At 63.7% G+C, this 13,022-nt stretch carries 15 protein-coding genes; 6 read left to right on the top strand and 9 right to left on the bottom strand.

The features are described 5' to 3' along the window. The first annotated feature begins 150 nt into the window (after positions 1-150). Positions 151-387: a BolA family transcriptional regulator gene (locus tag I6F09_RS06745; RefSeq protein ID WP_011088461.1), complete on the top strand. Its 237-nt coding sequence runs from the start codon at positions 151-153 to the stop codon at positions 385-387. Between the two features lie 42 nt (positions 388-429). Beyond that, positions 430-1,623 (top strand): low temperature requirement protein A, encoded by a 1,194-nt coding sequence (locus I6F09_RS06740; RefSeq protein WP_225147607.1) that lies wholly within the window; start codon positions 430-432, stop codon positions 1,621-1,623. A 9-nt stretch (positions 1,624-1,632) separates the two neighbouring features. On the opposite strand, the gene egtD is transcribed toward I6F09_RS06740, so the two are convergent. Together egtD and egtB are read right to left on the bottom strand one after the other, a co-directional pair. Further along, positions 1,633-2,604 (bottom strand): L-histidine N(alpha)-methyltransferase, encoded by a 972-nt coding sequence (egtD, locus tag I6F09_RS06735; RefSeq protein WP_225187709.1) that lies wholly within the window; start codon positions 2,602-2,604, stop codon positions 1,633-1,635. Between the two features lie 48 nt (positions 2,605-2,652). Continuing rightward, the gene (egtB, locus tag I6F09_RS06730; RefSeq protein WP_225185520.1) at positions 2,653-3,948 is read right to left on the bottom strand and encodes an ergothioneine biosynthesis protein EgtB; all 1,296 of its coding nucleotides are present in this window, start codon (positions 3,946-3,948) and stop codon (positions 2,653-2,655) included. Positions 3,949-4,186: 238 nt separating this feature from the next. Between egtB and grxD the strand changes: the two genes are divergently transcribed. Genes grxD through I6F09_RS06710 form a run of 4 tightly spaced genes read left to right on the top strand, consistent with a single transcriptional unit; the run spans position 4,187 to position 7,662 of the window. Beyond that, positions 4,187-4,513: a Grx4 family monothiol glutaredoxin gene (gene grxD, locus I6F09_RS06725; protein ID WP_018647423.1), complete on the top strand. Its 327-nt coding sequence runs from the start codon at positions 4,187-4,189 to the stop codon at positions 4,511-4,513. Between the two features lie 3 nt (positions 4,514-4,516). Continuing rightward, entirely contained in the window at positions 4,517-5,068 is a 552-nt protein-coding gene (locus I6F09_RS06720) for an O-acetyl-ADP-ribose deacetylase (protein ID WP_109143232.1), read from the top strand. A gap of 46 nt (positions 5,069-5,114) precedes the next feature. Next, positions 5,115-6,401, top strand: coding sequence for a serine hydrolase domain-containing protein (locus I6F09_RS06715; RefSeq protein ID WP_225147606.1), 1,287 nt, complete (start codon positions 5,115-5,117; stop codon positions 6,399-6,401). 1 nt (position 6,402) lies between these two features. Continuing rightward, positions 6,403-7,662, top strand: coding sequence for a serine hydrolase domain-containing protein (locus I6F09_RS06710; RefSeq protein ID WP_225187708.1), 1,260 nt, complete (start codon positions 6,403-6,405; stop codon positions 7,660-7,662). 112 nt (positions 7,663-7,774) lie between these two features. Here I6F09_RS06710 and I6F09_RS06705 read toward each other — a convergent pair whose 3' ends face one another. The 7 genes from I6F09_RS06705 to murI form a co-directional block, all read right to left on the bottom strand. After that, positions 7,775-8,842: a threonine aldolase family protein gene (locus I6F09_RS06705; protein WP_036027826.1), complete on the bottom strand. Its 1,068-nt coding sequence runs from the start codon at positions 8,840-8,842 to the stop codon at positions 7,775-7,777. A gap of 38 nt (positions 8,843-8,880) precedes the next feature. Further along, complete coding sequence (locus I6F09_RS06700; RefSeq protein WP_346730112.1) at positions 8,881-9,102, bottom strand: type II toxin-antitoxin system RelE/ParE family toxin; 222 nt, start codon at positions 9,100-9,102, stop codon at positions 8,881-8,883. Positions 9,103-9,161: 59 nt separating this feature from the next. Next, on the bottom strand, positions 9,162-9,389 hold the full coding sequence (locus I6F09_RS06695; RefSeq protein ID WP_057029490.1) for a hypothetical protein: 228 nt from the start codon (positions 9,387-9,389) through the stop codon (positions 9,162-9,164). Positions 9,390-9,505: 116 nt separating this feature from the next. Beyond that, a complete protein-coding gene (rpsD, locus tag I6F09_RS06690; RefSeq protein ID WP_036012915.1) occupies positions 9,506-10,123 on the bottom strand; it encodes a 30S ribosomal protein S4 in 618 nt (205 codons plus the stop codon). Positions 10,124-10,345: 222 nt separating this feature from the next. Further along, complete coding sequence (locus tag I6F09_RS06685; protein ID WP_225187707.1) at positions 10,346-11,113, bottom strand: acyltransferase; 768 nt, start codon at positions 11,111-11,113, stop codon at positions 10,346-10,348. Between the two features lie 221 nt (positions 11,114-11,334). Further along, positions 11,335-12,108: an aldolase/citrate lyase family protein gene (locus I6F09_RS06680; RefSeq protein ID WP_225187706.1), complete on the bottom strand. Its 774-nt coding sequence runs from the start codon at positions 12,106-12,108 to the stop codon at positions 11,335-11,337. 61 nt (positions 12,109-12,169) lie between these two features. Next, positions 12,170-12,967, bottom strand: a complete 798-nt coding sequence (gene murI / locus I6F09_RS06675; RefSeq protein ID WP_225187705.1) for a glutamate racemase — start codon at positions 12,965-12,967, stop codon at positions 12,170-12,172. Between the last annotated feature and the right edge of the window lie 55 nt (positions 12,968-13,022).

The raw sequence follows: 13,022 nt of genomic DNA, 5'->3' as shown, positions 1-13,022 counted from the left end.
GCCTTTGTCCTGATGGGATCAGGGATATAGTGCCGGAAGGCGTGACGTAGAAGGCCGTTCACGCTAAGTTTGACCTTGCCGGCGAGGGGACCCCCGGCAGCGATTCGATGATGAGGCTGCTTTGCAGCCGAGATAAGGAGCAAGACCCGAATGCCCATGGACGCCCACGATATCGAGGCGATGATCAAGGCAGCGATCCCCGATGCCGAGGTGACCATCCGTGACCTCGCCGGCGACGGCGACCACTATGCCGCGACCGTGATCTCGGAATCCTTCCGTGGCAAATCGCGCGTCCAGCAGCACCAGATCGTCTACCAGTCCCTGCGTGGCCAGATGGGCGGCGTGCTGCACGCGCTGGCGCTGCAAACCGGCGTGCCAGGTACTTGACGAAGCTGCACCTGACCTGACCAGCGCCACGAGGGGACGATGATGGCTGCGGACAATCCGCACGGCGCGATGTTCCGCGTCATTGTGCCGAACCAGCACAGCCGCGTCACTTTCGTCGAGCTGTTCTTCGACCTTGTCTTCGTCTTCGCCGTCACGCAGATATCGCACACGCTGCTGCACCATTTCACGCCGCTCGGCGCCGTGCACGTCGCGGTGCTGTTTCTCGCGGTGTGGTGGCTGTGGGTTTTCACCGCCTGGGTTACCAACTGGCTCAATCCCGAGCTGACCCCGGTCCGGCTCCTGCTCTTTGCGATGATGTTGGGCGGCCTCGTGCTGTCGACCACGATCCCGACCGCCTTCGAGGGCCGTGGCCTGTGGTTCGCGATTGCCTATGCGGCCATGCAGGTGGGGCGTACCGCGTTCTGGCTGCTCGCAACGCCGCTGCATCGAACAGCGGTGCGGCATAACGCAATCCGCATCCTGACCTGGCTGTCGATCTCCGCGGCGTTGTGGATCGCGGGCGGCCTGGCCGAGGGCGAGAGGCGGCTATGGCTGTGGATCGCGGCGGTTACCTGGGAATACATCTCGCCGGCCGCGCGGTTCTGGGTGCCGAAGCTGGGCTTTTCTTCCGTTGAGGCCTGGGCGGTCGAAGGCGGCCATATGGCCGAGCGTTGCGGTCTATTCGTCATCATCGCGCTCGGCGAGGCCATTATCGTCAACGGCGCGACCTTCGCTGAACTGGAGTGGACCGCGAGCAACATTCTCGCCTTCGTCTCAGCGCTGGTCGGCGCCATCGCGATGTGGTGGATCTATTTCCACAAGGGCGCGGAGGCCGGCTTGGAGCGGATCTCGAAGTCAAGCGAGTCCGGCCGCCTGGCGCGGCTCGCCTACACCTATCTGCATATGCCGATCATCGCCGGCATCATCCTGACCGCGGTCTCGGACGAACTGGTACTGAAGCATCCGTCCGGCCATTCCGACGTCCGCACGGTTCTGAGCACGATCGGCGGCCCCCTGGTGTTTCTGATCGGCACCATCCTGTTCAAGCACGCGGTCCGCGGCTTCCTCCAGCTTTCGCACGGCATCGGCATCATCGCGCTATTGGTGCTGTGGTGGTTTGCGTCGGATTTGTCGCCGCTGTGGCTCTCGATCGCGACGAGCGCCATTTTGATCGTGGTGGCGGTGTGGGAGTCGGTGTCGCTGGGGTCGGCGCCCGAAGAAGCCGAGGAGCATTGAAGCCCGGCCTTACTCCGCGACCTCCAGCGCGTGCACCGAGAACATCTTCGCCGCATCCGTCCAGCTCTCGCGGACCCGCCAGCCCGCGCCCTGGGCCAGCGCGGCAAAACGCGCGATGCTGTATTTGTAGCTGTTCTCTGTGTGGATGCTCTCGCCCGGGCGGAACGAGAAGCTGGTGCCCAGCAGGCGCACGGTCTGGCTCTTCCTGCTGATCAGGTGCATCTCGATGCGGTGCCGCTCGCGGTTGTAGATCGCGCGATGGGTGAAGGCGGACAGGTCGAAATTGCCGCCGAGCTCGCGGTTGATGCGCACCAGCACATTGAGGTTGAAGCGCGCGGTGACGCCGGCCGCATCGTTATAGGCGTCGAAGAGGATCCGCTCGTCCTTCTCGAGATCGGCGCCGATGATCATCTGCGCGCCCTTGCCGAGGATCTTGCGCGCGCTTTTCAGGAAGGCCTGCGCTTCCTGCGGCTCGAAATTGCCGATGGTGGAGCCGGGGAAGAAGCCGACCTTCGGCATGGATGCAACCTGCTTGGGCAGCTCGAACGGCGTCGTGAAATCGGCCGCCACCGGATAGATGCCGAGCGCTGGGAAATCCCGCTTCAGGCCGCTCGCCTGTGCCTTCAGGAAGTCGCCGGAGATGTCGACGGGGACATAGGCTGCGAATTTGCAATGATCGAGCAGCAGGCGCACCTTCGTGGTCGCGCCGGCGCCGAACTCGACCAGCGCGGCGTGCTCCGGGATGATGCTTGCGATCTCGCTTCCGCGCTCCTTCAGGATCGATAGCTCGCTGCGCGTCGGATAATATTCCGGCAGCTTGGTGATCGCCTCGAACAGCTCCGATCCGGTCGCGTCGTAGAAATATTTCGGCGACAGTTTTTTCGGCTGCTGCGAGAGGTCCTCGATGGCCTCGCGGGCAAAGGCGGTGGTCTGCTCGTCGGGAAGATGGGCCTCGGCCAAAGCGCTGGCGTGCACATTCATGATACTCTCCTGAACGCGCTGTCCGGCGCGCATCTGTCGTCGGAATACTTAGTCGTAATCGGCAAGCCGCAGCCCGGTGAACTGCCAGCGGTGGTGCGGATAGAAGAAGTTGCGATAGGTGGTACGGCTGTGGCCTTGCGGAGTTGCAAGCGAGGAGCCGCGCAGCACCAGCTGGTTGACCATGAACTTGCCGTTGTACTCGCCGAGCGCGCCCTCGACGGCGCGATAGCCGGGGTAGGGCGCGTACGAGCTGCGGGTCCATTGCCAGACGAGGCCGAAGGCGTCGTTGAGCTGGCCAGCGCGGGCCGCGACCTCCCATTCCATCTCGGTCGGCAGGTGTTTTCCGGACCAGCGCGCGAACGCGTCCGCTTCGTAATAGCTGATGTGGCAGACCGGCGCGTCCGGATCGACCGGCTTGAGGCCGGCCAGCGTCATCACCTGCCATGCGCCGTCGACCTCGCGCCAATAGCCGGGGGCTTGCCAATCTTCCTTGCTGGCCGCGGCAAAGCCGTCCATCAGCCACAGGGTTGCGGTCCGGTAGCCGCCGTCCTGCATGAAGGCGAGCCACTCGGCATTGGTGACCAGATTGCGGGCGATCCTGACCGGGCCGACCAGGGCGCGGTGCGCCGGCTTCTCGTTGTCGAAATGAAAGCCGTCGTCGACATGGCCGACGGTGTGGATGCCTTCGTTCAGCGTCAGCCAGTCATCGCCGCCGCGCGTTGCGGCCGGGAAGCGCCAGGCCGGGTCATACGCCGGATAGATCGGGTTCTGCGCAAAGGCATGCAGGATGTCGGTGAACATCAGCTCCTGATGCTGCTGCTCGTGATTGAGCCCGACCTCGACCAGCGGCGCGATTGCGCGGAGCTTGTCCGCGCCGGCCTCGCGGAAGAATTTGCCGACGGCCGTATCGACGTATTTGCGATAGGCGCCGACCTCGTCGGCGCTGGGGCGGGTGATGTCGCCGCGATGATTGCGAGCATGTCGCGGGCCGGCGCTGACGTAGTAGGAATTGAACAGGAACGCGAAATCGGGGTGGAAGGGCCGGTAGCCCGCAGCATGCTCGCCGAGCAGGAATTGCTCCCAGAACCAGGTCGTATGGGCCCGGTGCCATTTGGTCGGGCTGGCATCCGGCATGGACTGGATCTGCTGGTCCTCGGGCGACAGCGGTGCGGCCCGGCGTTCGGTCTCATTGCGGACAGTCGAGAACGCCGCTTCCAGCCGCTGGGCGAGGTCGTCCTCGCGGGAGGACGGTGACGAACGCAGGGAGGCCGTGGCTGAGGCTTGTTTCGTCACGTTTTTCTCCAGACAGGACAAGAGAACGTTGTTCGCACGACCCGGTTCCATGAACAGGGTTCGTCCTAGATAGGGGCTCCGTTACGGTATGAAAGTCCTCTGCGGCGATGATATTGATGTCATCAGCCTATGGACCCGGCTGGGGTCAATCCGGCCGCGGGGACCCGTCGCCGCCATTTTACTTTGGATGCACAACGGTTTGGGCTACATATATGGGCAGGTATCGGGTTAAATCGGCTGAGCCGGCCCGAAGCAATTGGTGAGGGCTCTGCCCCAGAAGGACACGGATATGAGCATCGCGGAATTCATCGACAATGAAGTGAAGTCGAACGACGTGGTTCTGTTCATGAAGGGGACGCCGCAATTTCCGCAGTGCGGTTTCTCCGGCCAGGTGGTCCAGATCCTCGACCATATCGGTGTCGGCTATAAGGGCCTCAACGTTCTCGAATCCGCCGAGCTGCGCAACGGCATCAAGGAATATTCGAACTGGCCGACCATTCCGCAGCTCTATGTGAAGGGCGAGTTCATCGGCGGCTGCGACATCGTCCGCGAGATGTTCCAGGCCGGCGAATTGCAGCAGCTCTTCTCCGAGAAGGGCGTCGTCGTCGCGGCCTGACACGTGACCGTGCTGACGCGCCGGATTGGCGGCGCGGAGCTCGAGGTCATCGTCGCCGATATCACCACACTCGGCGTTGACGCCATCGTCAACGCCGCGAACACGTCGCTCCTTGGCGGGGGCGGCGTGGATGGCGCGATCCATGACGCCGCTGGTCCCGAGCTTCTCGCCGAATGTCAGACGCTCGGGGGATGCCCGACCGGCGATGCCAAGATCACGAAGGGCTATCGTCTGCCCGCCCGATACGTGATCCATGCCGTCGGTCCGGTCTGGCACGGCGGCACTCGCGGCGAGGCGGCGGCACTTCGTTCCTGTTACCGCCGTGCGCTGGAGCTCTCCCAGGCCAATGGGCTGACTTCGCTGGCGTTCTCCGCGATCTCGACCGGCGTATATCGTTTTCCTGCCGACCAGGCGGCAAAGATCGCGGTCCATGCCGCCATCGAAGCCCTGCCTGCTGCGCCGCTGGTTGCGCACGTCATATTTTGTTGTTTCTCGGAGGCAAGCGCCGCCCTCCATTCGGATGTCTTGGCGCGGTACGGCAGCCCTTGTGCCTGATGACGCGGTCGGTACACTCCGAGGCGCCATGTTCCGGGGAGGGGATATGATTTCACAATTTGGACTGCGTGCGCTCGCCTGCGGCGCGTTGGTGTCGCTTGCCGCGATCTCGCCGGCGCGCGCGGAGGGCACTTACGAGATTCCGGCCGGCGCACGTTTCAACCAGGAGAAGCTCGGCAGGATCACCGAGTTCTTCAAGAACGAGGTTGCGACGGGCAAGATCGCCGGTGCAAACGTGCTGATCCAGCAGCATGGCAAGCCGGTCTATCACGAAGTCTTCGGCGTTCAGGACGTGGTCAGCAAGGCTCCGATCACGGACAAGACCATCTTCCGCCTGTCGTCGCTAACCAAGGTGATCACCTCCGTTGTGGCGATGCAACTGATCCAAGACGGAAAGATCAAGCTCGACGATCCCGTTTCGAAATACATTCCCTCCTTTGCAAATGTGAAGGTCGGTGAGGAGAAGAAGGTCGAGGACGGCACCAAGACGCTCGAGCTGGTACCACTGGCCCGGCCCATTACCATTCTCGATCTGATGCGCCATACCTCCGGGATAACCTACGGTTTCTACGGCGATAGTCTGGTTCGCAAGGCCTATCGCGACGCTAGCATCTACGCGGGCGAATTCGATCTCGCCGAGTTCGCCGAGCGGATCGCCAAGCTGCCGCTGCACAATCAACCCGGCGCACTCTGGCAGTACGGCCATTCCACTGACATTCTGGCGCGGATCATGGAAATCGTGTCCGGAAAGACATTGTTCGAACTCGAGAAGGAAAAGCTGCTCGATCCGCTCGGTATGACCGATACAGGCTTCTTCGTCACCGAACCGGAGAGACTGAAACGACTCGCCCAGCCGCTGCCGAACGACAGCAATTTCCGGGTCGGCCGCGAGTACAGGACTGAGGTTCGCCAGAAGTGGGAATCCGCCAGCGGCGGCATGGTTTCGACTATGGCGGACTTTTCCCGCTTTGCGCAGATGCTGGTCAATGGAGGAACGTTCGAGGGCAAGACCTATCTCAGCCCGCAGACGTTTGAGCTAATGGCATCGGACCATGCAGGCAAGGACTCCGGCGTTGAGCGGGACTACTTCTATTTTCCCGGTGACGGTTTTGGCATGGGACTTGGGTTTGCCGTGCGCACCGATCCCGGTAATGCCAAACCTCCGCCGCCCGGCGATCTCGGGGAATTGAAATGGGACGGCGCCAGCGGTTGCTATTTGGTGGTTGATCGCAAGCAGGACATGTTCTTCCTGGTGCTGCAGCAGACCCCGAGCGAGCGCCAGCGCGTGCAGCGGACATTGAAGCAGCTGGTTTATGAAGCCATGGAGAAGTGACATGAACGGGCGCCGCGCGCTGTTCGCGGCGCTCGTTCTTTTGTTCGGCGTCGTAAGTGCGCGGGCGGGCTCGGAGGGCCGCGCGCACAGATTCACGCCCGAAGGCCTGGCAAAAGTCTCCGACTACATCAGGAACGAGATCGCGACCGGCAAATTTCCGGGGGCGATTCTGCTGCTCCAGCAACACGGCAAGCCGGTCTACTGCGAGAATTTCGGCGTCCGCGACGTCGCGACCCAACTTTCGATGAGCGCGGACACGATCTTCCGCCTCTATTCGATGACCAAGCCGATCACCTCGGTCCTGGCGATGATGCTGGTCGAGGAGGGTAAGCTTGCGCTCAGCGATCCCGTCTCGAAATACATTCCGGCTTTTGCCGGCATGAAGGTCGGCGTCGAGAAGAAGGCCGAGGACGACAAGGTCTCGCTGGAGCTGGAGCCGCTCAACCGTCCGGTGACGATCGAGGATTTGATGCGGCATACCGCCGGGATTCCTTATGGCTATTATGGCGGGGACCTGGTGAACAAGCTCTATGCCGACGCCGGACTGTTCGACAGGAATTCGACCAATGCCGAATTCGTCGCGAAGATCACCGCGCTGCCGCTCGCCGAACAGCCCGGCACGATCTGGGACTACGGCCATTCCACCGATGTGCTCGGACGCATCATCGAGCTGATCTCGGGGACATCGCTGCTCGAGTTCGCGAAGACGCGGCTGCTCGATCCACTCGGGATGAAGGACACGGCGTTCTACGTCGCCGATCCCGCCCAGTGGCCGCGTATCGCCGAGCCGATGCCGCAGGATCGGGCGATCAGCCCGATCACGCAGGTTCGCGATATCAGGAAACCGCTGCGATGGGAGTCGGGCGGCGGCGGCCTCGTCGGCACGGTCGGCGATTATGCCCGCTTCTCGCAAATGCTGCTCAACGGCGGCACGCTTGAAGGTCGACGTTATCTGAAGCGGGAAACCATCGCCTTGATGGCGAGGGATCATATCGGTCCCGAAACCCGCGTCGAGCGCGACAAGCACTACTATCCCGGTGAGACCAGCGGCTACGGCCTCGGCTTCGCCGTGCGTATCGCGGTGCCGCCGGGCACGAAGTGGCCGCTTGGCGAATATCGCTGGGACGGCGTTGGCGGCACCTTCTTCTTCATCGATCCCGAAGACGACCTGTTCGGAATCTTCATGGTGCAGACCCCCTCGCAGCGCGGCCGGATCCAGCTCGAGCTGAAGACGCTGATCTATCAGGCGATGGGGCGGTGAGACCTCTCCCCCTTTGCGTAGCCGGATGGAGCGAAGCGCAATCCGGGACGTCCTCACCGCGTGGATAGATCCCGGATTTCGCTGCGCTCCATCCGGGCTACGGGGCTGAGCTTTACGCCCCGCGCACGATCTCGCGCACGTACCCGATCGTCTCCTCGATCTGGCTCGCATTGACGTCCAGATGGGTGCAGGCGCGGATGCGGCCGTCCATCATCGCGAGCGTCACGCCGCGCTGACGGAGGGCCGAGACCATCTTGTCGCCGGGAATGCCGGCGCCGTCGGGCTTGAAGAACACGAGATTGGTCTCGGGCTCCTGCACCTCCATGCCCGAGATCTGCGACAGGCCGCGGGCGAGCGCGCGCGCATTGGCGTGGTCGTCGGCCAGGCGCTCGACGTGGTGGTCGAGAGCATAGATGCACGCTGCGGCGCAGATGCCGGCCTGCCGCATCGAGCCGCCGAGCCGCTGCTTCCACTGCCAGACCGCGTCGATGAAGGCGCGCGAGCCTGCGAGCACGCCGCCGATCGGTGCGCCCAGGCCCTTGGAGAAGTCGATCCAGGCCGAGTCCCAGCCCGCGGTCATGTCGCGTGGCGAGATGCCGCTCGCGACCGTGGCGTTGAGCAGGCGCGCGCCGTCCATATGGGTGACGAGGTCGTGCTGCCTGGCGATCGCGACGATCTCGTCGAGCACCGCCTTCTTCCAGATCGTGCCGCCGCCGATATTGGCGGTCTGCTCGACGCTGACGACGGTCTGCGGCGGCTGGTACCGCGTGCGCGGATGCAGCGCCTTGCGAAGAGTCTCCGGCGTGAACTGGCCATCGGGGCCCTTGAGCTGGGTGACCTGGAAACCGCCGATTGCGGCATGCGCGCCGCCTTCGCGCGCGATGATATGCGCGGTCTCATGGGCGAGGATTTCGTCGCCGGGGCGGCAATGCACCAGCGTCGCGGTGACGTTGCACATCGTGCCCGAGGGCATGTAGACCGCAGCTTCCTTGCCGAGCAGATCGGCCACGCGCTCGCACAGCGCGTTCACGGTCGGATCGTCGCCGACCTGTTCGTCGCCGACTTCCGCCCGCGCCATCGCCTCCCGCATCCCTGCCGTCGGCTTGGTCTGCGTGTCCGAGAGCAGATTGATGCGCACCGGCGGCGCCTTGGGATCGACGGGGGGAGGGGTGTAGAGCATCAACTTGCTCCTCGAATGGAATGGCACTCTCTCGCGGGTCAGCGAGCTTTGGGTGGACGCCGGGCGGCGTGACGAAACCGCATAATAACGATTTCTGTCGCGGTCACACGATAATCGATCAGATAGGGATAAGGGTTGACCGGCAAGCGACGGACGTATGCACGCGTAGTTGTTCGCCCTGCGTAGGGGTAGTTCTCTAGCAATGCTATGAGAGCGACAATGCGGTCGCGCACATGGCCTGCGCCTTGGGGTGAGCGCACCTCGATGTAAGTTAGAACTTGGTCGATTTGGGCGAGCGCCCGCTTCGTATAACGGACCTTCACAGCCCGTGCTTGGCCCACATTGCGCGGACCTCGTCGGCGCTGGCCAACTCACCGCGCGCGATTTCTGCTTCGGCCTCGGCGAGATCCGCCTCTTCCGCCGCCGTCAGCTGGATCGGTGGCTGATCGATCCCGGCAAGCTCGAGCAGGGCCCGCGCCAGATCGTCCTGCTCTGAATCAGGCAGGCTGGAAACCTTGCTGAAGGCCTCTTCCAGAAGACGAGTCATGCTCAACTCCGCGATGTGGCGACCATAGCACAGATGGCCTGCGACATGGGAATGGCCCGTTCAAACAAAAAAGGCCCCGGAGAACCGGGGCCTTTGAACGTCGATATGCCCAATAATCAGCGCGAATAGAACTCGACGACCAGATGCGGCTCCATCTGCACCGGGAACGGCACGTCGGAGAGGCCGGGGATGCGGGCGTACTTCGCGGTCATCTTGCCGTGGTCGACTTCGAGATAGTCGGGGACCTCGCGCTCGGGAAGCTGGCTGGCTTCGAGCACGTGGGCGAGCTGCTTGGAGGCTTCCTTGACCTCGACCACGTCGCCGACCTTGAGCTGATAGCTCGAAATGTTGACCTTGCGGCCGTTCACCTTGATGTGGCCGTGGTTGATGAACTGGCGTGCGGCGAAGATCGTGGAGACGAACTTGGCGCGGTACACGACCGCGTCGAGACGACGCTCCAGCAGGCCGATCAGGTTCTCGCCGGTGTCACCCTTGAGGCGGCTGGCCTCGACATAGATGCCGTGGAACTGACGCTCGGAGATGTTGGCGTAATAGCCCTTCAGCTTCTGCTTGGCGCGCAGCTGCACGCCGAAGTCGGAGAGCTTGCCCTTGCGGCGCTGGCCATGCTGGCCGGGGCCGTATTCGCGGCGGTTGACGGGACTCTTCGGGCGGCCCCAGATGTTCTGGCCCATACGGCGATCGATCTTGTACTTCGCCTCACTGCGCTTAGTCATCGCGTCCTCTTCAGGTCATGGTTTGAGGAAACGCGCCCTCCTGTGTGACGGGATGATCCCGGCACCGACAGGTCCGATCCCCAAAGCTTAAGGGAGAGGACCACGGGTCGCGAAACGCTTCGCGGGCCGAAATCGGCCCGCGAGCAGGCGGCTTTTAGGGGAGTTTGGGGTTGGCTGTCAATTCTTTAGCCTGTCATTCCGGGACCTGCGACGACGGTATTCTTATGTCCTGACCGCCCGGACCGGCTTTGACCCCGCCGCCCGCAATTCGGCAGCAATTTCAGTGTTCAGGACCTGTTCCAGCCGGGTCAGGACCCGCGCGATCGGGGCGGCGTCGGTGACGCGGTGGTCCCAGCGGATCACGACATGGATGGTCTGATCTGGCTCGACCAGCCCATAGCTCAGGACAAAGGGGCCCGGCGTGATCGGGTGGAGCTCGCCGCCGCCGTAGGCGGCGACCGAGCTTACCGCAAAGCTGCCGAACCAGTTACCGCGCTGACGGCCGAAATTCAGACCGATGGCCAAGGACAGGCGCCGCAATGGCAAAGGCAGGCGGGTCGCCCGCATGATCTTGCGGTACATCGGAACATCCTCGATCGGGGCCGTCTTGCCGCGTCGGATTTCCGCATCGACTTCTGCCAACGAAAGAGCCTCGGGACCCGCGATTCGCTGCAGCAGCACGCATTCCTCGCCATCCTCGACCCGCGCGATCGCGACCGTCGCCACGCTCTTTGGAAGCTCATACAGAGCCGGCCAGGGCCATTTGACGTAAAGGGTGCGCAGGATCGGCTCGTCCTTTGCAACCAGGGCGAAAGCCTTGACGAACATCGCGGCCCAGCCGGCGGGCGCGGCCGCGTCCGCGCGGGCCTCCAGCAGGGGGCAGATATTGAGCGAACGGGCCAATGAAACGAAAGGTACGCCCTTCGAGGCGTGCATGAGGTCGCAGATCACACGACGACGCAGCGAAATGGTCTTGGGCGTCCCGCGCATAGGCCTCCGGTTCCAAATCAAAAGATCAAAATATGTGCAACGAGCGGGGCCCGCCTGCTCGCTCTAGCACGAACCAACCCGCTTGGGGCCGGTCGGTTCGCCGCACCGGGCAGCGCCAAAGATGGACCCCCTTTAGACCAAAAAATCATCCATTTTCAATGATTTATATCTCGATCAGGCGCTCTTGGTCGCGTCGGTCGGTCATGCGTCGATCGGCCCGATCAGCGCCTGACCCCCTCGTAGGCCGCCATGATGCCGCGCTGGAACAGCGACCAGTCGAAGCCCAGCGCAATCGCGCGGTAGCCGCGGTCGATCAGCGCATTGGCCTGATCGGCGGTGCGCGCCACCCCGCCGATCGGCACCCCGCACTTGAGGATGCCCGCCTCGGCGCGCGCGATCAGGTCCAGCAATTGCGGATCATCCATCTGGCCGCGCTTGTTGATGGAGGTGGCGAGATCGCCGGGACCGATGACCGCGACATCGATACCGGGCGTTGCCATGATCTCGTCGATGCGATTGACCGCGTCGACGTGCTCGATCGTGATCATGCAGATCATCTCGTCGTCGGCAGAGGCCATGTAATCAGGCATCGACTGGCCCCAGCGGAACGGCGCGTGGAAGGGACCCCAGAGCCGATCGCCGCGCGGCGGGTAGCGCACGCTGCGCACCGCTTTCTCGGCATCCGCGCGGCTCGTGATCATCGGGAAGTTGATGCCGAAGGCACCGATGTCCATCGGCGCTTTCGCCAGCCACGGCTCGTTGGCGGCGATCCGCACCAGAGGCGTGCACGGCGTGCCCGTGGTCGCGGCGATCATCGCGTGGGCTTCGGTCAATCCGATCGGGCCGTGCTCGAGATCGACGATGATCCAATCGAGCGAGCGCGCCATGATCTGCACCATCTGCACGCTCGGGATGGTCGCGATCGCACCGAAGGCGGGGCGACCCTCGCGCCAGAGCTGACGGAGGCGGTTCAGCGGCTTTGCGGGGACCGACATGGAAAAACCTGCGGGACGATGGCGACGGCAAAGCCTAGCAGCGCGCCGCCAGTGCGCAAGCTCAGGCCACCGCGCGTCCGCCGAAGAACGGCGTCAGCGTGGCGCTGAGACCATGCACGCGGTTCGATGTAAAAAACATCTCGGCACCGGACTGCGCGATGCCGCCGGTCGGCGGGCCGAGCAGGTCGGAGACGCGGCGGGCGATCGCGGGCGCCGGATCGATCCAGTCGACCGGCCAGGGCGCGAGCTTCTTCATCCGGTCGAGCAGAAGCGGAAAATGCGTGCAGGCGAGCACCACGGTGTCGGTGCGCGCGCTCGCATCCGAGGCGTCGCCGACGAAGCAGGGAGCGAGCTCGGCGAGGATGGCTTCGTCGCTGATCGGGCTACCGCCGAGCGCGGCTTCGGCCAGCGAAGCGAGCTCGGGCGAGCCGACCAGCGTCACCTCGCATCCTTGTGCGAAATCGCGGATCAGCGCCTTGGTGTACTCGCGCTTCACCGTGCCCTTGGTGCCGAGCACCGAAACGCGGCGGGTCCTGGACTGCGCACAGGCCGGCTTGATCGCCGGCACCGTGCCGACGAAGGCTACGGAATAGGCGGCGCGCAAGTGAGACAGGACCAGGGTGGACGCCGTGTTGCAGGCGATGACGACGAGGTCTGGACTATGCCGGCCGATCAGCTCCCCCATCAGCGGCACGACGCGGGCGATGATCTCGTCCTCGCTGTGGTGGCCATAGGGGAAGAAGGCGTCGTCGGCGACGTAGACGTAATGCGCGTCGGGCCGCGCCGCCACGACCTCGCGGAGCACCGTGAGCCCGCCAAGGCCGGAATCGAACACCAGGATCGTCGGAGAATTGGTCACGTCGCCACCCTAGCCCGGCATGGTTACCATTCGGTTTTTAGGGCGATTTTGCGGC

Origin of the sequence: Bradyrhizobium sp. IC3195 (assembly GCF_020193585.1) — a bacterium.
GTDB classification, from domain to species: domain Bacteria; phylum Pseudomonadota; class Alphaproteobacteria; order Rhizobiales; family Xanthobacteraceae; genus Bradyrhizobium; species Bradyrhizobium yuanmingense.
This window is presented reverse-complemented; position numbering and strand designations above follow the sequence as displayed.